The following is a 17,862-nucleotide window of genomic DNA, read 5'->3' as shown; positions in this document are numbered from 1 at the left end:
GAGCCTACCCTGCGGCCTGGCTCCCCGCGCCAGCGTCGCCAGCGCGCTGGCTATGGACGACTTTGGCACAGCGGTCCTGGATGGCCGCGAGCCCGGCCGCTCGGGCGCGTTCGATGCCGGCTTCGTTCGTGATCCCCTCCTGGAGCCAAACGCCCTTCGCGCCGATGGCGATCGCCTCGTCGATGACCTCGTCGGTATCCGCGGAGCGGACGAAAACGTCGACGAGGTCGATCGCCTCCGGGATTTCGCGGAGGGTAGCGTAGGCGCGCTCGCCGAGGATCTCATCGGCCGCGAAGCGCCCGCGGTGAACGGGGACGATGCGGTAGCCGTGCTCTTTCAGGTAGCGCGCCACCCGATAGGCGGGCCTATCCTCCCGGCTGTCGAGCCCGACGACGGCGATCGTTTTCGCCCCGAGCAACAGATCGATAGCGGCTTCGTCAGCGGCGTTTGCCATGGCGTTTCCCCCGTTGGCCGGCGCGACGGCCGGCGGAGTTGGCGACGGGCTTGCCCGTCTCGACGTCGATTTCGACCAGTTCCCAGCCCGCGGGCAGTTCCAGGCGTGCCCCGGTGAGCTGCGCGATCGCCTGTCCCACGGCGAGCGTCCGGTCCATGCCATCTTCCTGCCCGTAGGCGGGCACGGGCACGTTGCAGATCGTGAGCCGCCGGCCGCTCGCCTTCACGAGGACCAGCGAGAACTGGCGCAAATCGTCCGGCAGATCGTGCCAGCGGTCGGGCTGGTCGCCTTCGATGCAGATTTCGAGATGGTCGATTTTCGCGAACGGCACGAGCTCCTTCGTGCCGATCCCCATCCCCAGGTAGCCCTGTTGCCAGGTAGCCGAACCCTTGCGGGCATCGACCACCACGTCGGCGCCGACGAGCGCGCCGACCAGGGCCATCACCGATACCGGCACGAGGACGATGAGGAGCAAAAGGAAGGCGACGAGGAGCCAGAAAGGCAGGGCAGGGCCGCGGTCGACCATCAGCCAGCCAACGGCCAACGAAACGAGGAGGCCCAACAGGGGCAGGACGATGGTACTCCGGGCGCTCTTGATCTCGATCCGGTCGTCGCCGATGACGGCCATGGAGCGGTGGAGGAGGACCGTCTTCTTCCCGTCGCGGCGCTCATCGACGACGTGGCCAGGGAGGTTGGTGACCATCTTCCTCGATCGTCGCGGGCGAAGGGGCGGGCGGTCAATCGAGCGGCTTGCGGCCGAAGAGCTCAACCCCGGGTATCGAGCATGTAATCGGGCGGCACTTCGCGGGTGGCCAGGCCCTCGCGCTCGGCCGCCAGGGCCACGGCGCGGGCGACCCGACGGTGCACCGACCGGTCGAGCGGGGCGGGCAGCAGCTGGCCCGCTGGCACGGAGGCGACGATCGCCTCCGCCGCCGCCCGGAAGATCGGCGCCTCGAACTGGCGGATGCCGCAATCGAGCCCGCCCCGGCAGAGCCCCGGGAAGGCGAGCATGTTGTTCGTCGCCCGCCCATCCGTGGCGACTGCCGCCCCGGCGGCCAGGGCGGCATCCCGCTCGATCTCGGGGACGGGGTTCGAAAGGGCGAGGATCACCTGCCCAGGGCGCACCATCTCGGGCGTGATCAGCCCGGGCTTTCCCGTCGTCGCGACCACGAGGTCGCACGTGCCCATCACCTCGGCGAGCGTCGCAGGGATGCCCCCGGCCGCGGTGAATCGCTTCAGGGCGCCCTCGTCGATATCGGCCCCCAGGACTGGCCGCCCCAGGTAGGCCATCAGCGCGCCGGCGATGGCGCTCCCCGCCGCACCCAGCCCGAGGCAGCCGACGCGGGCGTTGGCGAGCTGCTTTTCGCCCGCGTTCGCCGCGCCGATCACGGCAGCGAGGACGACAGCAGCCGTGCCGTGTTGGTCATCGTGGAAGACGGGAATGCCCCGCCGCCGCAGTTCGGCCTCCACCTCGAAGCAGCGGGGAGCGGCGATATCTTCGAGCTGGACGAGGCCGAATCCGCGCGCCACGGCCGCCACCGCCGCCGCGAGCTCGGCTGGCGCCAACGGATCGACGGCCAGCGGCACCCCGCTCACCCCCGCGAGCTCGGCGAGGATCGCCGCCTTCCCTTCGAGAATCGGCAGCGAAGCGAGCGGCCCGAGGTTGCCGAGCCCGAGGATCGCCGTCCCATCCGACACGATAGCGACGGTATTTGCACGCAGCGTGTAGTGGTCGGCTAGCTCCGGCTCGGCGGCGATGCGGCGCGCCACTTCGCCCACGCCCGGCGTGTACACCCGGCGGAGATCAGCATCGCTCGTGATCGGGTACCGGGAGCGCACCTCGACCTTGCCGCCCGCGTGGAGGTCGAGCACCTCGTCGCGAATCTCGAGGACGTGGGCTTCGCCCGTGGCATCGATGGCGCGAGCCGCTGGCTCGATATCGGCCGGATCCGCAAAGCCGAGCTCGATGTCGCGGATGCGGCTCAAGGGCCCCATGAAGATGGTTCGCAGGTCGCCCACGGAGGCACCGTGTTCGGCGAGCACAGCCAGAACGCGGGCCAGGACGCCGATATGGTTGCTGGTGCGGACGCGGAACGTACGGAGGACGGTTGGACGCGGTTCGACCGAATCCGGCATGGGACCATTCCCGAAGCGAGATGGCACCAGTTTCTCGCCGGAACGACGCTCGTGCGAGCGCTCAGGCCGGGCGGATGGCGAGCCCCTGCAGCAGCTCTAGCCGCCCATCGCCCATGGCCGCGAGCACATTGCCGATCCGCCCCTCGAGCTCGTCCCCCATCACGACGCGGAGGGAGAAGGGGCTGGTGGCATCGGGGCGGCCAGGCGGTGCGGGCAAGCCGGCCCAGGCCTCGATGCGAAAGCCCACCTCCTCCAGGAGTGCCCGCGTCATGCTGGCCGTGAGGAGGAAGCTGATGGCCGGTTCGCGCGCCCAGGGCAGCGGATAGTCCGGCTCGGCCGGATTCGGCCCCCGCACGATATCGAAAAACGCGAACCGCCCGCCCGGCCGCAGGACGCGGAACGCCTCCGACCAGAGCCGGCGCCGGTCGGCGATGTTCATCGCCGCGTGTTCGGTGAAGACGACATCGAAGCTGCCGTCCTCGAAGGGCAGGTCGGTCGCATCGCCCACGGTGAAGGCCACCCGATCGCCGAGGCCGCACGCCTCGGAGAGCAGCACCGCCGAGCGGATGAACTCGGGCGAGAGGTCGATCCCCGCCACAGTGCAGCCGTACTCGGCCGCCAGCACGCGTGCCGGCCCCCCGAGCCCGCAGCCCAAATCGAGCACCGTATCGTCGGGGCCGATACGGGCGAGCTGAGCGAGCTCCCGCGTGGCGCGCAGGCCCCCCATGTGGAACTGGTCGGCCGGGGCGAGCGCCGCGGGCGTGATCTCCCGAAGGCCGACGCTCCGGGCGGCGGCGAGGACGCGTTCGGCGAGGCGTTCGCCCGAATAGTGCGCCACGACGGTTTCGTTCACGGTCGGTCCCTCCAGGAGGCGGCGCCTCCGGCGCACCCTACGCCCACCGCCGCTCCGCCGCAACCACCAGCCGCCCGAGCGCAAAGGCTGCCCGCTCCACGCTCGGGAAGACCGCGATGCCCTTGGCGACGAATCCATCCCGAACCTCGTCGACGAGCGCGCGGTGGTCACGATTCTTCGTCTCCGTCGGGCCGAGGACAACGGCAACGGGTTTCGCGCTGCCGGCGGCGATGCCAGCGAGCCGGGCGCAGGCGTGGTTCAGCCGCTCCGCCGCATCGGGCCGCCCGAAGAACCAGTCCTCGCCGACGTTAGCGATGGCCAGGTCGTAGTGGTCGCCTTCCAACATCAGCTCCAGGAGGCCGTTCGAGGAGAGTCCGCTCCCGGCCAGGATGGACTGATCGACCGGGTTGCCGACCCAATCGGCCAGCATGGGGGCGCGCTCGCGGACCCGCTCGCGAACGCCGCTCGGGAGAGGGACGACTTCGAATCCGTTCTCTTCCGCGGCATCGGCCGACTGGACGGAGCGACCTCCGCCGCCGCCGACGATGGCGATCCGTCGGCCCCGAGCGGGCGGAAGGAGGGCCGCCCCGACCATCAGGTCGAGCAGCTGCTCCTGGTTGCGCGCTTCGATGGCGCCAGCCTGACGGAGCACCGTGCTCCAGAGCTCCGCTTGCCCGGCGAGGGCAGCGGTGTGGGAGGCTGCCGAGCGGGCACCGGCGCGGGTCCGCCCCGCCTTGTGGATAATCACGGGTTTGCGGGCCGCGGCCGCGCGCAGCCCCTCGTAGAAACCGCGGCCATCGGGCACGCCTTCGACGTAGCCACCGATGACCGTCGTCTCTGGGTCGTCGGCCAGGTAGCGCAGCAGCTCGCCGGGGGTGATATCGAGCCCGTTGCCGTAGTTCACCACCTTGCCGAAGGCCAGGCCCCGCGCGTTGCCGCGGGTGATCACCTCGACGGCGTTGTTGCCCGATTGCGAGAGAAAGGCGACGCCGCCGCGCTCGGTGGGCAGGTCGGGCCGGAACGAGAGCCCACCCGCCGGGTGGTAGAGGCCCATGCCGTTCGGGCCGAGAACGCGGAGGCCGAGTTCGCGCGCGCGCTGGGCGATCGCCTGTTCGAGCCGCGCCGCCTCGGCATCGCCGGTCTCGCTGAAGCGGCCAGTGAAGAGGTGGAGGAAGCGCACGCCCTTCTGCCCGCAATGCTCTACCAGCTCGGGCACCGCCGGGGCAGGCACGCACGAGATGACGAGGTCGACCTCCCCCGGAACGGCGACGAGGGAGGGGTAGGCTCGCAGCCCGGCCACCGTCTCGGCCTTCGGGTTGATTGGGTAGAGCGGCCCGGCGAATCCCTGTCGCTGGATGGCCACGAGGTAATCGTGGCCGGGGCTATCGACATTGGTCGAAGCGCCGGCCACGGCAATGGATCGCGGGCGAAAGAGGAGGTCGAGGTCGGGCGTGCGTTCGTACCGGGTCACGTCGGGATTGTACGGGAGGGCGCGCTTTCGGGGTTGCAGCGAGCGGCACGGGCGGTAGAGTGCCCACCACCCAGCCCTTCCGATGCAGGAGGCATCCGATGACACTGCCGCCGCCCGAAGACCGCTCCGCGCTCTTGCGCGGGCTCCGCTTCCACTACCGCGAATGGCCGAGCCCGGGCAAGCCGCCGCTCGTCCTCCTCCACGGCTTCACGAGCCATGCCCGCTCGTGGGACACCTTCGCCCGCGCCGTCCAGCCCGGCTTTCACGTCTACGCGCTCGACCAGCGCGGGCACGGCGAGACCGACTGGGCCGAGGACTACTCGCCCGAGGCCATGGTCGAAGACGTGCACGCCTTTGTCGGCTGCCTCGGGCTCCGGCGGTTCGCCCTCCTCGGCCTTTCGATGGGCGGGCGCAACGCCTATCTCTACGCAGCGCGCTACCCGGCCGAGGTCGAACGCCTCGTGATCGTCGATATCGGACCGGAGATCCACGGCGCCGGGGCGACGCGCATCCAGACCGGGGTGCAGGCCCCGGACGTCTTCGCCACGCCAGAGGAGGCGGTCGAACGGGCCTTGCGGGCGAATCCGAACGCCGACCCCGCCGAGGCCCGCCACCGGACACTCGCGAATCTGCTCCGGCTCGAAGACGGCACCTGGACGTTCCGCTACGACCGTTCGTATCGCGACGGAAGCCGGACCATCGCCCGGCCCGACGTGGAGGCATCGTGGCGAGAGCTGGCGCGCATCCAGGCGCCCACGCTCCTCGTGCGGGGCGAACGGAGCGACGTCCTGGCCCCGGAGGTGGCCGCCCGGATGGTCGCGACGATCCCGAACTGCCGCCTCGTGACCGTGCCCGAAGCCGGCCACTCGATCCCGCTGGAGCGGCCGTTCGGGTTCATCGCGGCGGTAGTGCCGTTCCTCGCCGAGCGTGTCCCGTCAGGCGCCGGCTGAGGGCGCAGCTCCGGGCTCCAGCGTCGCGCTGCGTCGCCCGAAGGTGGACCGCGCCCGGTCGCTTTCGGCGAGGGCCAGGCAGCACGCGACGAGCAGCGCGAGCCCCGCGAGCGTGATGCGCGCACCGGCGTAGGTAGTGCCCAGGCCGAGCGCGAGCAGCGGGAGCGAAATCGCCGTCTCCGTGAGCGTCAGCTGGACGGCGAATACCCGACCATGTTGGCCAGGGGGTGCCGTCTCGGTCAGCGCCACGCGCCCGGCGATCAACAGCCCCGAGAGCGAAGCACCGAGCAGGAAGGCCACCGGCACCGCGACCGCGAAGGTCGTGTTCATCGAGGCCTCGAGGCGGGCGATCGGTGGGATGTGGCTGTACTGGGCAACGGCCGTAATCCCGTAATCGAGCGCTGCCAAGGCCGCGAGCGACGCGACCAGCCCGAGCAGGGAGAGGCGAAGCACCTCGTGCGCGCGGCCTAGCGTGAGCACGTTGCTGCACCACCAGAGCCCGGCGAGGACGCCGGCGATACCCGGGATGAAGAGGTAGGCGATCGCCTCCCAGCCGAGGCCAAGGTCGCGTTCGAGATAGAACGGGAGGGCGACGACGATCCCTTTCGAGACGACCATCTTCACCCCGAGGGCGACGATTGCGTAGCGCGCCAGTGGTTCGCGGCCGAAGAAGCGGAGCGTCTCCCGGAACGAGAGCGCGGCGCGGGTGCTGGCCGCCGCGAACTGCCGCGCCACGGGGGCGACCCGGACGGCCAGCACGAGGGTGAGCAAGAACAGGAGGGAGAGCCCGACGGTAGCGCCGACCACCATCGCCGTCGGCCCGCCGAGGAAGTAGAGCGCAGGGGCCAAGACGAGCATGCCCGTCGCCTGCCCGGCGTACTGGAGCGCGGCCAGCGTCGAGTGCACCCGGCCGACCCGCGCCTCCTGCAAGGGGCGCACCAAGGCGAGCTCGGCCGGGGTGAAGATCTGCGAGCCGGTCGAGTAGAGGAAGGCGAGCACCCAGGCGCTCGTGCCGCCATCGAGCCACCAGATGCCAGCCGCCACCGGGAGCAGGCGCAGGAGGGCGCCCACGGCATAGCCGCGCCCCGGGCCGAGCCGGTCAGCGATGGCGCCGCCGGGCAGCCCGAGCACCACCGAGGGTAGGAGCATGGCGATGAACAGGCTGGAGAGGTCGAGCGCGGGTTTGGCGCCCGTGCCGGCCGTGAGGAAGAGCGCGGCCAGCCAGATGTTCTGCGAGAGCTGGGCCGCGAATCGTGCCGCGTAACAGAGGATGCGCTCGAAGCGGAGCGCTGGTGCGCGGACATCCATCCCGTTCCCCCGTAACGGAACTCGTGGCGGCCCCTCGACGGGGCGCCGGGTTCAGCGAGAGACGGGTCGGCTGGTGCCGCGTCTCTCCCAAACGCCTGCGAGGTTAGCTGTCGGGTTCGGCATTGGGAGTTGCCTACGCGCTCGCGCGCGATTCACCCCGGGCTGTGGGTCCCCCGCTCCCCGCTGACGCGGGGATTCGGCTTCGATCACTATACGCCGCCGGTTTCTGCTCCGTATGCGATTCGTTAACGTTGGTCGAACGGCCTAGCTGGCGCGCCGAACCCCGAAGACGACGCGCGTCCCTTCGAGGTCGTCTTCCGAACGGGCGGCATCGGCCGGGGGTTCGCCAGCGACGAGTTCGAGCGCGAGCGTTTCGCCGCGGATGTAGGCGCCGTGGCGGGCGAGCACGCGGTCGACATCGGCATCGCCCGCGACCCAGGCGTGGATCCGGTCGGCGAGCTCGAGGCCGGCCTCGCGGCGGAGATCCTGCAGCCTGCGGACGATCTCCCGGGCGAGCCCTTCATCGGCGAGCTCGGGCGTCACCGCCGTCGCCACGGCCACGGTATAGCCAGCCTCCTGGGCGGCGGCGTAGCCCTCCCGGTCCTGCGCCTGGAGGAGGATATCGCCCGGTTCGAGCGCGATGCCGGCCACCGTGACCGACCGGCCACGGCGGACGGCGGCCGCCACCTCGGCCGGGTCGAGCGCGGCCAGCCCCTGCCGGATCGCGCCGAGCGCCTGGCCGTGCTTCGGCCCGAGCACCGGGAGGTTCGGCTTCACGTCGTAGGTCACCACCTCGGTCTCGTCCTCGAGGATGCGGAGCTCCTTCGCATTGAGCTCTTCGAGGATGAGCTGCCGGTTCCGCTCGATGACGGCGGCCTCCGCCGCATCGCGCAGGCGAACGGCCACCTCGGCGACGGGTTGGCGAACCTTGATCTGGGCGCGGGCCCGAGCCGCACGGCCGAGCGAGCAGATCCGCTTCACGAGCTGCGTCTCTCGGTTCAGCCGCTCATCGATGCGGGCCATGTCCGGCTCGGGCCAATCGGCGAGATGGACCGATTCGGCCGCGGTCGAGTCGACGCTGCGGACCAGGTTCTGCCAGAGCTCCTCGGCGACGAACGGGGTGAAAGGCGCGAGCAGCTTCGCCAAGGTGGTGAGTGCGGCGTAGAGCGTCTCGTGGGCGCTCCGCTTGTCGGCGTCGTCCTCGCTGGCGCCGCGCCAGAAGCGCCGCCGCGAACGGCGCACGTACCAGTTCGAGAGGTCGTCGACGAAGGCTTCGATGGCGCGGGCCGCATCGGTCGGGTCGTACTGCTCCAGCTCGTCGGTCACCCTGACGACCAGGGCGTTGAGTTCGCTCAGGAGCCAGCGGTCGATCTCGGCGGTCGGCTCCCAGCGGCCCGCCGGCCGGAAGCCATCGATGTTCGCGTAGCTCACGAAGAAGCTGTAGGTGTTCCAGAGCGTGAGGAGGAAGCGGCGGAGCCCCTCCTCGACGAGGCCGGCGCTGAAGCGCCGCGGCATGCCCGCCGGGCTGGCGGCGTACATGTACCAGCGCGTCGCGTCGGCGCCGTGGCGATCGATCACCGTCCACGGGTCGACGGTGTTGCCCCGGCTCTTCGACATCTTGTTGCCCTTCTCGTCGTTGATGTGGCCGAGGCAGATAACGTTCCGGTAGGCGATCCCCTCCGGGATGGCGCCCGTCGCGTGGAGCAGCGTCGCCTCGGCGTGGAGCGTGTAGAACCAGCCCCGGGTCTGGTCGATCGCCTCGCAGATGAAGTCGGCCGGGAAGTGGCGGCGGAACTCCTGCTCGTGTTCGAACGGGAAGTGCCACTGGGCGTAGGGCATGGCGCCGCTGTCGAACCAGGCATCGGCCACCTCGGGCACGCGCCGAGCCGTGCCACCGCAGGCAGCGCAGCGGATGGTCACGCTATCGACGTAGGGGCGGTGGAGATCGTGGAGGGCTTCCGCGGCGGCGCGGTCCTCGGCACGCTCCACCAGCTCGGCCTTCGAACCGATGCAGATGGTTTCGCCGCACGCCTCGCAGCGCCAGAAGGGGAGGGGCGTGCCCCAGTACCGCTCGCGGCTCACGGCCCAGTCGATGTTGTTCGCGAGCCAATTCCCGAAGCGGCCGTGCTTGATGTGATCGGGGTACCAGGCGATCCGTTCGTTGCCGGCGAGGAGTTGCTCGCGCAGGGCCGTGGTGCGCAGGTACCAGCTCGGCTTGGCGTAGTAGAGCAGCGGCGTGCCGCACCGCCAGCAGAACGGATACGTGTGGCGGATGGTCCCCTTCTTCAGCAGGAGCCCGCGCTCCTCCAGGTCCCGTTCGATATCGCGATCGGCTTGCTTGGCGAACTTCCCACCGCCGGGCAATCCCTCCGCCATGATGCCGCGCAGATCGACCGGCTGGGCGAAGAGCAGGCGATGGTGCTTGCCCTGATCGAAGTCCTCACCGCCGAAGGCAGGAGCGGTGTGGACGATACCCGAACCGTCCTCCAGCGAGACGTAATCGGCGGCGATCACCCGCCGCAGCCCCTCGGTCGATTCGCCCGGGTGGAGGGGGCGGAGCCGCCCCTCGTCGTCGAAGCGCAGCACCCCATGGCCGAGCGCCTCGGGCCGGTAGAGCGGTTCGTAGGCGATGCCGACGAGCTGCTCGCCGCGGACCAGCGCCAGCGGCCGGGCCCCCTCGCCGAGGACCTTCGCCGCCAGCGCCGAGGCCAGGACCACGAGCTCGTCGCCGAGGTCGTACACCCCGTACTCCGCATCGGCCTTGACGGCGAGCGCCACATTGCCGGGAAGCGTCCAGGGCGTGGTCGTCCAGGCGACGAGCGCGAGCGGCTTCTCGGCGCGGAAGCCGGCTCCCGCCAGCGCCTCGGCCGGAACGCGAAACTTGACGAAGACGGACGGGTCGGGGACGTCGTCCTGGTAGCCAAGGGCGACTTCGTGGTCGGAAAGGCTGGTGCCGCAGCGGGGGCAGTGGGGCGTGGAGCGGTAATCCTGGTAGACGAGCCTCCCATCCCACAGCTGCTTGAAGATCCACCAGCAGGTTTCGACGTAGCCGTTGTCGTAGGTGACGTAGGCGTGGTCGTAGTCGGCCCAGAAGGCGATCCGTTCGCTCAGCCGCGTCCATTCTTCGACGTAGCGGGAGACGGATTCCTTGCATTTCTGGTTGAATTCGGCGATGCCGTAGGCTTCGATTTCGGGCTTCGATTTGAGGCCGAGCTCCTTCTCGATTTCGAGCTCGACCGGCAGGCCGTGGGTGTCCCAGCCGCCCTTGCGGGGGACGCGGTAGCCGCGCATGGTCCGGTAGCGGGGCACCAAGTCCTTGAAAACGCGCGAGAGGACGTGGTGGATGCCGGGCCGGGCATTCGCCGTCGGCGGGCCTTCGTAGAAGACGAAGAGGCGGTCTTCCGGCCGCTGCTCGATGCTCTTCTCGAAGATCCGGTGTTCCTTCCAGAACTGGAGGATGCGGGCTTCGAGCTCGGGGAAGCTGACCTTCGGGTCGACGGATCGGAACACGGTGGCCTCCGGTGCGCAAAAGCGGCATAGACGCCGGCGGGCACGACAACGAGAGGACCGGGCTGGGCCGCGGTATCGTACCCTTCGGCGAAGGATGACTGCGCGCATGGAGGCCAAGACACGACAACGCGCGCCGGCCCCCGCTCCAGGGACGAGCGCGCGCGCCCGCGGTACCACCCTGGTTCCCGCCGGATGGCGGGCACTCACGGGGCGCCAGCACGCCCCTGCCCGTGCTAACGGTGGGCCTCCGCCCGGGTCTACTGGGCGCTGGGGGCGCCGTTCGGCCGGGGGCTCGGGAGGGATTTTCGCGCTGCCGGACCGGGCCCCCTCGCACCATCCGGGGCTCGCTGGCCGGCCGATGCGGCGCTACTCGTCTCCGTCATCGCCGATACCCTCCACTACACCAGCGGGCGCAGGGAAATGTCAATGCTGAGCCGCCGCCGCTTCCTCATCGGCCTCGGCGCCCTTTCCGCGGCGGGCTTGGCCGCCGCCTGCTCCGACAAACCGCCAGCCGACAGCTACGCCCGCCCCATCGAAACGCCCGAGCCGACCCCGACCAAGCCCGTGCCCACCCCTGAACCGACGCCCGAGCCGACGGAGTTCCGGGTCGCCTACCTCAACCTGATGAGCCCCATCCCGACCGACGCCAACGAGACCAGCGCGGCCACCACCTTCGATGCCCGCCTCCAGGCCGTCGTCGAAGAGTTGCGCGCCTACAAGCCCGACCTCGTCGGCTTCAGCGAGGCCACCTGGACGGCGGCCCACGGTTCGGCGATGGCGCGGCTCGCCGCCGAGCTGAAGATGGAGCCCCTCTTCGTCCAGGCGAACCCCTGGTTCGCCGGGCGCAGCGACGCCCAGAACAAAGAGCTGGCCAAGCAGATCGGGTTCGAAGAGGGCGAGCTGGTGCTCGTGCGGAGCGACCGGTGGGTCGTCCTCGGAGCCACACCCACGTGGCTCAATCCACGCACGAGCGAGACAGAGGGCCGGGCCGCGCTCCACGTCCTCCTCAAGGGGCCGCCCGCGTTCCCCTCCATCGACGTCTTCACCACGCATCTGACCGGCGGGGGCGAGCGGTTGCGTGGCCAGCAGGCCGAATCGTTCGCCCGCTTCGTGAGCGCCCAACGCTCGGGGGGGCCCGCGATCGTCCTGGCCGACCTCTCCGACCCGCCCGGTTCGCCCGCCTACGAGGCGATCGTCGCGCTCGGCTTCGAAGATCCACTCGCCGTGAGCGACCCGCCCACCTGCTGCCGGCCCGGCATCATCGGCGAGCAGCCAGCCCCCACCGCGCGCACCTCGTTCATCCTCTCCGCTGGCTGGCGCGCCTCCGTCGCCGGCCCGATGTTCGATCGGCCGACGAAGCTCCCCGATGGGCGCCTGCTCTACGCGAGCGATAACAACGGACTCTGGGCGCTCTTCCCCGTCCCCAAAGCCGGCGCCACCCCGCCGAACTGACCCCCGCGCAGCTCCCCGCCGGTTCGCCTAGAATGCGCGCACGCACCGCCAGCAGGGCCAGCCATGCCATTCACCGACCGCTACGGCCTTCCGCTCTCTACCCCATCGGCCCGTGCTGCCGAGGCCTATTGCCGGGGGCTCGACCACGCCCTCGCCGCCGAGGCCGAGGCCGAGGCGTGCTTCCGCGAAGCACGGCAAGAAGACCCGGGCTTCGCCCTGGCCCACATCGCCGAGGCGCGCCTGCTCCAATTCCGCATGCGCCCGAAGGAGGCGCGCGAAGCCGCCGACCGCGCCCTCCAGGTGGTGGGGGGCGCCACCCGGCGCGAACGCCAACACGTCGAATGCATCGCGACAGCCGTCGCCGGCGATAGCCCCGGCGCCCTCGCCCGCGTGCGCGCCCACCTGGCTGAATTCCCGCGCGATGCCTTCGTCCTCTCGCAGGCGACGGGCGTGTACGGGCTCATCGGCTTCAGCGGCCGGCTCGAACGCAACGAAGAGCAGCTCGCCCTCCTCCAACCGCTCGCCCCAGCCTACGGCGACGACTGGTGGTTCCTCTCCCAGCTCGCCTTTGCCCTCAACGAACTCTTCCGCCACCGCGAGGCGGAGCAGGCCGTGGAGCGCTCGCTCGCCGGCAACCCCCGCAACGGCCACGCCGCCCACACCGTGGCCCACATCGCCTACGAAACGGGCGATGCCGAAGGCGGCGCGGCCTTCCTCTCCCGCTGGCTCGTCGGCTACGACCCGGCCCACCAGCTCTACGTCCACAACCACTGGCACCTCGCCCTCTTCGAACTCGCAGCCGGCAACTTCGCCAGGGTGATCGACCTGTACGACCGCGTCATCCGCCCCTCGGTGGCCACCTCTCCGCCGCTCGGCACGCTGGCCGATGCGGCCTCGCTCCTCTGGCGGTGCACCCTCACCGAGCGGCCCGCCGCCGAACTCCCCTGGGACGAAGTGGCGGCCTACGCAGCGACCCACTTTCCCCGTGCCGGCATCACCTGGGCCGATGCCCACTGTCTCATCGCCTGGTGCGCCGTCCACGATGTCGCACGGCTCGAAACCCTCGTCGGCCAGCTGCGCGACCGCGCGGCGGGGGGCCGGCTCAACGCGGGGCCCATGCTCGTGACGCTCGGCGATGCCTACCTCGCCTTCGCGCGCGGGGATTGGCATAGGGCCGCCAACCTCTTCCAGCTCGCCCGACCGGAGTTCGTCCGCCTCGGCGGTAGCCACGCCCAGCGCGATATCTTCGAAGAGACGCTCATCGAAGCCTGCGCCCGGGCGGGCCGGCTCGACCAGGCGCGCGCCATCCTCGAGGAGCGGCTGGACCGCCGCCCCAACGGTCGCGATCGGCGCTGGCTCGCCCACATCTCCGCCCGGGGGGCCGCAGCCACCGCCTGACCGGTTGCCATTAGCACGCTCTGGCGTCGACAATCGGCCCACGATGGCCGAATTCTCGCTCCCCACCCCGTACGAACCGCAAAAATCGCCCTGGATTCACGACCGGGGCAGCCGGCCCGCGCGGCCGCGCATCGATTGGCGCGAGGTCGTCGCGCGTTTCTGGGGCTACGGCCTGGGCGCGCTCTTCGCCCTCCTCGCCACCGTTGCCATGTTCGAATTGCGCGATTCGTGGGACAACCACCGCGAGTGGCTCGTTTCGTTCATCCCCTTCTTCGCCATCGCCGGGCTCGCCTTCGGCTACCTCATGCAGCGCGCCAAGTGGGAAGCGCTCGCCGTACCTGGCGCCTTCGCGCTCCTCACCGGCATCTTCACCGTCTCCGTCTTCCTCGGCGACATCGACGGCGTGAGCCGGGATACCCGCCGGATCGTCGCCATCCTCGGCGGCATCGCCCTCGGCCTCACCGTGGTCTCCGCGATCGTCGTCCTCGTCTGGACCGAGTGGCGCAATCCGACGAAAGCGCCGCCCCCGCAGCTGTAGCCGCCCTCACATCGATCGCACGCCCCCGGGGTGATAGATTCGGCGAATCCGTTCGCACCCCGGGAGATTTGCTGAATGACCAACCTCATCATTCCCGCCTCGATGGACGAGGTGACGCCCGAATGGCTCACCGCGGCGCTCCGGGAGCGGGGCCACCTCCGCGAGGCCCGTGTGATCGACGCTCCCCGTGAGCGGGTCGGGGCGGGCGTCGGCATCCTCGGCGAACTCGCCCGCATCGCCCTCGTCTACGACCGCGAAGAAGCGGGCGCGCCCGCCTCGCTCATCGCCAAGATCCCGACCGCCGACCCCGGCGGCCGCGACGTCGCGCACATGCTCGGCTTCTACGAAAAGGAGCGCCGCATCTACGACGAACTCGCCGACCGCATCGGCGTCCGCAGCGCCCGCGCCTACTACGCCGCCGGCGACCCCGAAACCGTCCGCTATATCATCCTCCTGGAGGACCTCGGTGGGCTCCGCCTGGGCGACCAGGTCGCCGGGGCCTCGGCCGAGGAGTGCTACCGCCTCGTCCGCGAAGTGGCCCGGATGCACGCCCGCTGGTGGAACTCGCCCGATCTCGCCGCGCTCGACTGGATCCCCCGCGGCAACGACCCGGTCAACCTCATGGCGGCAGTCGCCTATGCCCAGGCCGTGGAACCGTTCCTCCAGAACTTCGGCGGCGAACTCACCGAATTCGAGCGCGACATGGTCTTGCGCTATATGCACCGCATGAACCCGCTGCAGGACCGCTTCTCCCAGGCCCCGGAGACCCTCTGCCACGGCGACCTCCGGCTCGACAACATCTTCTGGGGGAGCCCCGAGGGCGATGCCCCGCTCACCCTCGTCGATTGGCAGATCGCGGTGAAGGCCCGCGGCCCCTACGACATCGGCTACTTCCTGAGCCAGTCCGTCGACCCGGAGATTCGCCGCACGCACGAGCGCGACATCGTCCGCGCCTACCACGAAGCACTCCGCGAACACGGCGTGGACGATTACCCCTGGGAACAGTGCTGGCAGGATTACCGAACGACCGTGATGTGGTGCCTCGCTTACCCAGTCGTCGCCTGCGGCTCCATCGACCTCGCCAACGAGCGCGGCCTCGCCCTCGCCAAGGCGATGCTCCACCGCGCGCTGGCAGCCATCCGCGACCTCGAAGCGTACGACGTGCTCGAGACGCTGGAGGAGCGCCCCCACCCGCTGCTCCTCGAGGCGGCCGCGGCGCGGCAGGAGGCCTAGCGCTCGGCCCAGAGCAGGGCGAGGAGCGTCTCGATCGCTTCGGCCACGCGCGGCCCCGGCGCACGCAGAAAGAGCACCCGGTCGACGGTGACCACGCGGCCGTTCCGCACGGCGGGGGTGTTCGCCCAGGCCGGGTCGGCGCGGAGCTGGGCAGCGAGAGCCGCATCGCCGGCGGGCAGCACGAGCACGACATCGGGCATCAGCCGGGCCGCGGCCCCCGGGTCGATCACACCGAAGCCGGGCAGGGGGCCACCATCGGGCGGATTGGTCAGCGCGTTTTGCGCACCCAAGATGCTCAGCAGGTTGCCGATATACGTGGCGGGCCCGCCGGCGAAGACATCCCGCCCACCGCCCGTGAGCACCAGCACGCGGAGGTCGCCCGCGGCAGCGCGCCGCTCCCGGGCTGCCAACGCTGCCGCCACGACCCGGGCCTCGATATCCGCGCGGAGGCGAGCCGCCGCCTCCTCCCGTCCCGTCGCTGCGCCCAGCCGCTCGACCGCATCGAGGATGGCGAGGTAATCCGAAGCGTTCACGAGATAGACAGGAAGGGTGAACCGGTCGAAGTCGGCGATGCGGGCGCCCTGGATCGCGGCATCGCCAATGACGAGGTCGGGCGCCAACGCTGCGATGGCCGCGAAGTCCGGATTCAACGTCGTGCCGACCGCGCGGGCGCCCTCCACCGGGGCGATATCGGAGGGCTGCCCGATCACGTCGAGGCCGAGGGCACGCGCGTAATCGGCAGCCGCCGGGGCCGTCACCACCACCCGGTCGACCCGTTCCGGCAGCGGCACCTGCCGTCCGGCCATATCGGTCACGACCCGGCTCCCGGCGGGCGTCCCGCCGGCGAGCGTCGGCGTCGCCGTCGGGCGTGGAGGCGCCGTCTCGCGGGGGGAGCCGCAGGCCGCGAGCACGAGCGCGAGCGCGGCCACCAACCCCGCAGCCGCCCTCATGCCTGCGTCACCCCCAGCCGACGGTCGGCCCCGATCGCGAGGAGGTAGTGACCGGCGGCCGTCTGCTGCCCCCGTGCCGTCCGCAGCAGCTCGGCCACGTCGGCCGGCGTATCGAGATCGAGGACGAGCTCGCGATTTTCGCTTTCGACCACGCGCAGGCCAGCCGCACGCGCCGCCGCCACGTGGCGGGCGAAGCTCCCCGGCCCGTAGGCGAGGGCGAACCGGCCCGGCGGGTGCAGGAGCATCGCGTTCGTGCCGCCGTCGCGACTGCGGACCATCACCACGCTCTCTGGCCCCGGATCCTCCCCTTCGAGCGCTTCGATGGTCCAGCCCCGCACGAACGGCAGATCCGCGTGGAGAATGAGGAGCCGATCGCCCACGGTGCCATCGGCGCGAAGCTTGGCGACCGCCCCTTCGAGCTGGGCGTTCAGCCCCGTGAGGGCCGGGTCCTCGGCGAGGACACGGTATCGGCCAGCCATCCGCGCGCGGATGCGCGGGTCGGCGGTGAGGATGATGGCCGCTTCGCCGGCCGCATGCGCGACGGTCTCGGCGGTGATGAGCGCGAGCTCCTCGCGTTCGGCCTCGCTCAGGAGGGGCGCGAGGCGACCCTTCGCTTGGTCGAGCCGGTTCACCGGGACAAGAACCGGGAGCGTCACGGGGCGGCCTCCACGGCGGCGACGATGGCCTCGGCCAGGGCCCGCTTTCGCTCCGGCGTCGACATGAGCGTCTCCGTGACGAGGGCGCGCATGCCGAGCTCCTCGACGGCTGGGGCGAGCTCCGCGTCCGCCGTATCGAGCACGAAGAGGTCCACCAGGCCGCGATAGAGACGGGCCACGCCGAGGGCCGAAACCTCGTGGCCGAGCGAGGCGAGCATCTTGGCGGCCGGGCCTTTCACGACTTGGCCCGCGATGATGGGGCTGACCGCGACGCGGCGGGCGGGGCTCGCGCCGAGCGCCTCGCGCACGCCCGGCACGGCGAGGATCGGGCCGATGCTCACGAACGGGTTGCTCGGCGCGAGGATGACGGCACGTGCCTCGCGGAGCGCCTCCAGCACGCCGGGCGCCGGGCGAGCCGCATCGGCCCCCGCGAACCGCAATCCACGCACCTCCACCTCCGTCCGCAGGCGGACCATGTACTCCTGGAAGGGGAGGTCGCCCTCCGGGCCCTGGACGACGGTGCGGACCGGATCGTCGCTCATCGGGAGGATGCGGACGGCGAGCCCCCACGCCGCGACCAGCTCCGCCACCACGCGGTGCATCGCCCACCCCTCGCGCAGGCGGCGCGTGCGGTGGAGGGCCATGGCGAGGTCGCGGTCGCCCAGGTTGAACCAGCGCTCGTAGCCGAAGCGCTGGAGGGCTTCGACGACGTGGAAGGTATCGCCGGCCAACCCCCAACCCGTCTCGGGATTGACCGCGCCGGCGAGCGCGTAGATCACGATGTCGGTATCGGGCGAAACGTGGAGGCCAGCGAACTCGAGGTCGTCGCCCGTGTTCGAAATCACGGTGATCTGGTGCTGCGGCACAGCCATCGCGAGGCCCTGGAGGAAACGCGAGGCGCCGACGCCACCAGCGAGCACCGTGTACATAGCGCGGTCCATGCTACCGCCGCC

Annotated in this window: 15 protein-coding genes and 1 riboswitch; of the genes, 5 read left to right on the top strand and 10 right to left on the bottom strand. The window is 70.9% G+C overall.

Annotation, left to right across the window (positions count from 1 at the left end; genetic code table 11):
* Positions 1 to 4: 4 nt before the first annotated feature.
* The 5 genes from VAE53_RS02320 to VAE53_RS02300 all read right to left on the bottom strand — a co-directional run bounded on the left by VAE53_RS02320 (position 5) and on the right by VAE53_RS02300 (position 4,914).
* Positions 5 to 454, bottom strand: coding sequence for a CoA-binding protein (locus VAE53_RS02320; protein WP_322817751.1), 450 nt, complete (start codon positions 452 to 454; stop codon positions 5 to 7).
* A complete protein-coding gene (locus tag VAE53_RS02315) occupies positions 438 to 1,157 on the bottom strand; it encodes a hypothetical protein (RefSeq protein WP_322817750.1) in 720 nt (239 codons plus the stop codon). Before VAE53_RS02315 ends, VAE53_RS02320 begins: the two co-directional genes overlap by 17 nt.
* 62 nt (positions 1,158 to 1,219) lie before the next feature.
* Entirely contained in the window at positions 1,220 to 2,590 is a 1,371-nt protein-coding gene (locus VAE53_RS02310) for a hypothetical protein (RefSeq protein WP_322817749.1), read from the bottom strand.
* A gap of 61 nt (positions 2,591 to 2,651) precedes the next feature.
* The gene (locus VAE53_RS02305; protein ID WP_322817748.1) at positions 2,652 to 3,443 is read right to left on the bottom strand and encodes a methyltransferase domain-containing protein; all 792 of its coding nucleotides are present in this window, start codon (positions 3,441 to 3,443) and stop codon (positions 2,652 to 2,654) included.
* 37 nt (positions 3,444 to 3,480) lie between these two features.
* On the bottom strand, positions 3,481 to 4,914 hold the full coding sequence (locus tag VAE53_RS02300) for a CoA-binding protein (RefSeq protein WP_322817747.1): 1,434 nt from the start codon (positions 4,912 to 4,914) through the stop codon (positions 3,481 to 3,483).
* Between the two features lie 98 nt (positions 4,915 to 5,012).
* Here VAE53_RS02300 and VAE53_RS02295 point away from each other — a divergent pair, with 98 nt between their 5' ends.
* Positions 5,013 to 5,864 carry an alpha/beta hydrolase gene (locus VAE53_RS02295; protein ID WP_322817746.1) on the top strand — a complete coding sequence of 284 codons (852 nt, stop codon included), beginning with the start codon at positions 5,013 to 5,015 and terminating at the stop codon, positions 5,862 to 5,864.
* On the opposite strand, the gene VAE53_RS02290 is transcribed toward VAE53_RS02295, so the two are convergent.
* Both VAE53_RS02290 and ileS read right to left on the bottom strand, forming a co-directional pair.
* Complete coding sequence (locus VAE53_RS02290) at positions 5,850 to 7,172, bottom strand: MFS transporter (protein ID WP_322817745.1); 1,323 nt, start codon at positions 7,170 to 7,172, stop codon at positions 5,850 to 5,852. The genes VAE53_RS02295 and VAE53_RS02290 overlap by 15 nt on opposite strands.
* Positions 7,173 to 7,249: 77 nt before the next feature.
* A riboswitch (cyclic di-AMP (ydaO/yuaA leader) is annotated at positions 7,250 to 7,384 on the bottom strand.
* A gap of 52 nt (positions 7,385 to 7,436) precedes the next feature.
* Positions 7,437 to 10,682: an isoleucine--tRNA ligase gene (gene ileS / locus VAE53_RS02285; protein WP_322817744.1), complete on the bottom strand. Its 3,246-nt coding sequence runs from the start codon at positions 10,680 to 10,682 to the stop codon at positions 7,437 to 7,439.
* Between the two features lie 426 nt (positions 10,683 to 11,108).
* Between ileS and VAE53_RS02280 the strand changes: the two genes are divergently transcribed.
* The 4 genes from VAE53_RS02280 (at position 11,109) to VAE53_RS02265 (ending at position 15,303) form a co-directional block, all read left to right on the top strand.
* Positions 11,109 to 12,134, top strand: coding sequence for an endonuclease/exonuclease/phosphatase family protein (locus tag VAE53_RS02280; RefSeq protein ID WP_322817743.1), 1,026 nt, complete (start codon positions 11,109 to 11,111; stop codon positions 12,132 to 12,134).
* 63 nt (positions 12,135 to 12,197) lie between these two features.
* Entirely contained in the window at positions 12,198 to 13,532 is a 1,335-nt protein-coding gene (locus VAE53_RS02275; RefSeq protein ID WP_322817742.1) for a tetratricopeptide repeat protein, read from the top strand.
* A 43-nt stretch (positions 13,533 to 13,575) separates the two neighbouring features.
* Positions 13,576 to 14,070: a hypothetical protein gene (locus VAE53_RS02270; RefSeq protein ID WP_322817741.1), complete on the top strand. Its 495-nt coding sequence runs from the start codon at positions 13,576 to 13,578 to the stop codon at positions 14,068 to 14,070.
* A gap of 75 nt (positions 14,071 to 14,145) precedes the next feature.
* A complete protein-coding gene (locus VAE53_RS02265) occupies positions 14,146 to 15,303 on the top strand; it encodes a phosphotransferase (RefSeq protein WP_322817740.1) in 1,158 nt (385 codons plus the stop codon).
* On the opposite strand, the gene VAE53_RS02260 is transcribed toward VAE53_RS02265, so the two are convergent.
* The 3 genes from VAE53_RS02260 to cofD are packed head-to-tail and all read right to left on the bottom strand — an operon-like array spanning position 15,300 to position 17,850.
* Entirely contained in the window at positions 15,300 to 16,253 is a 954-nt protein-coding gene (locus tag VAE53_RS02260) for an ABC transporter substrate-binding protein (protein WP_322817739.1), read from the bottom strand. The genes VAE53_RS02265 and VAE53_RS02260 overlap by 4 nt on opposite strands.
* Positions 16,250 to 16,909, bottom strand: a complete 660-nt coding sequence (cofC, locus tag VAE53_RS02255) for a 2-phospho-L-lactate guanylyltransferase (protein ID WP_322817738.1) — start codon at positions 16,907 to 16,909, stop codon at positions 16,250 to 16,252. Before cofC ends, VAE53_RS02260 begins: the two co-directional genes overlap by 4 nt.
* Positions 16,906 to 17,850, bottom strand: coding sequence for a 2-phospho-L-lactate transferase (cofD, locus tag VAE53_RS02250; protein ID WP_322817737.1), 945 nt, complete (start codon positions 17,848 to 17,850; stop codon positions 16,906 to 16,908). Before cofD ends, cofC begins: the two co-directional genes overlap by 4 nt.
* Between the last annotated feature and the right edge of the window lie 12 nt (positions 17,851 to 17,862).

It is taken from the genome of Tepidiforma sp., assembly GCF_034432735.1.
Taxonomy (GTDB): Bacteria; Chloroflexota; Dehalococcoidia; order Tepidiformales; family Tepidiformaceae; genus Tepidiforma.
The sequence above is the reverse complement of the archived record's forward strand: the minus strand, read 5'-3'. Positions and strand labels throughout refer to the sequence as shown.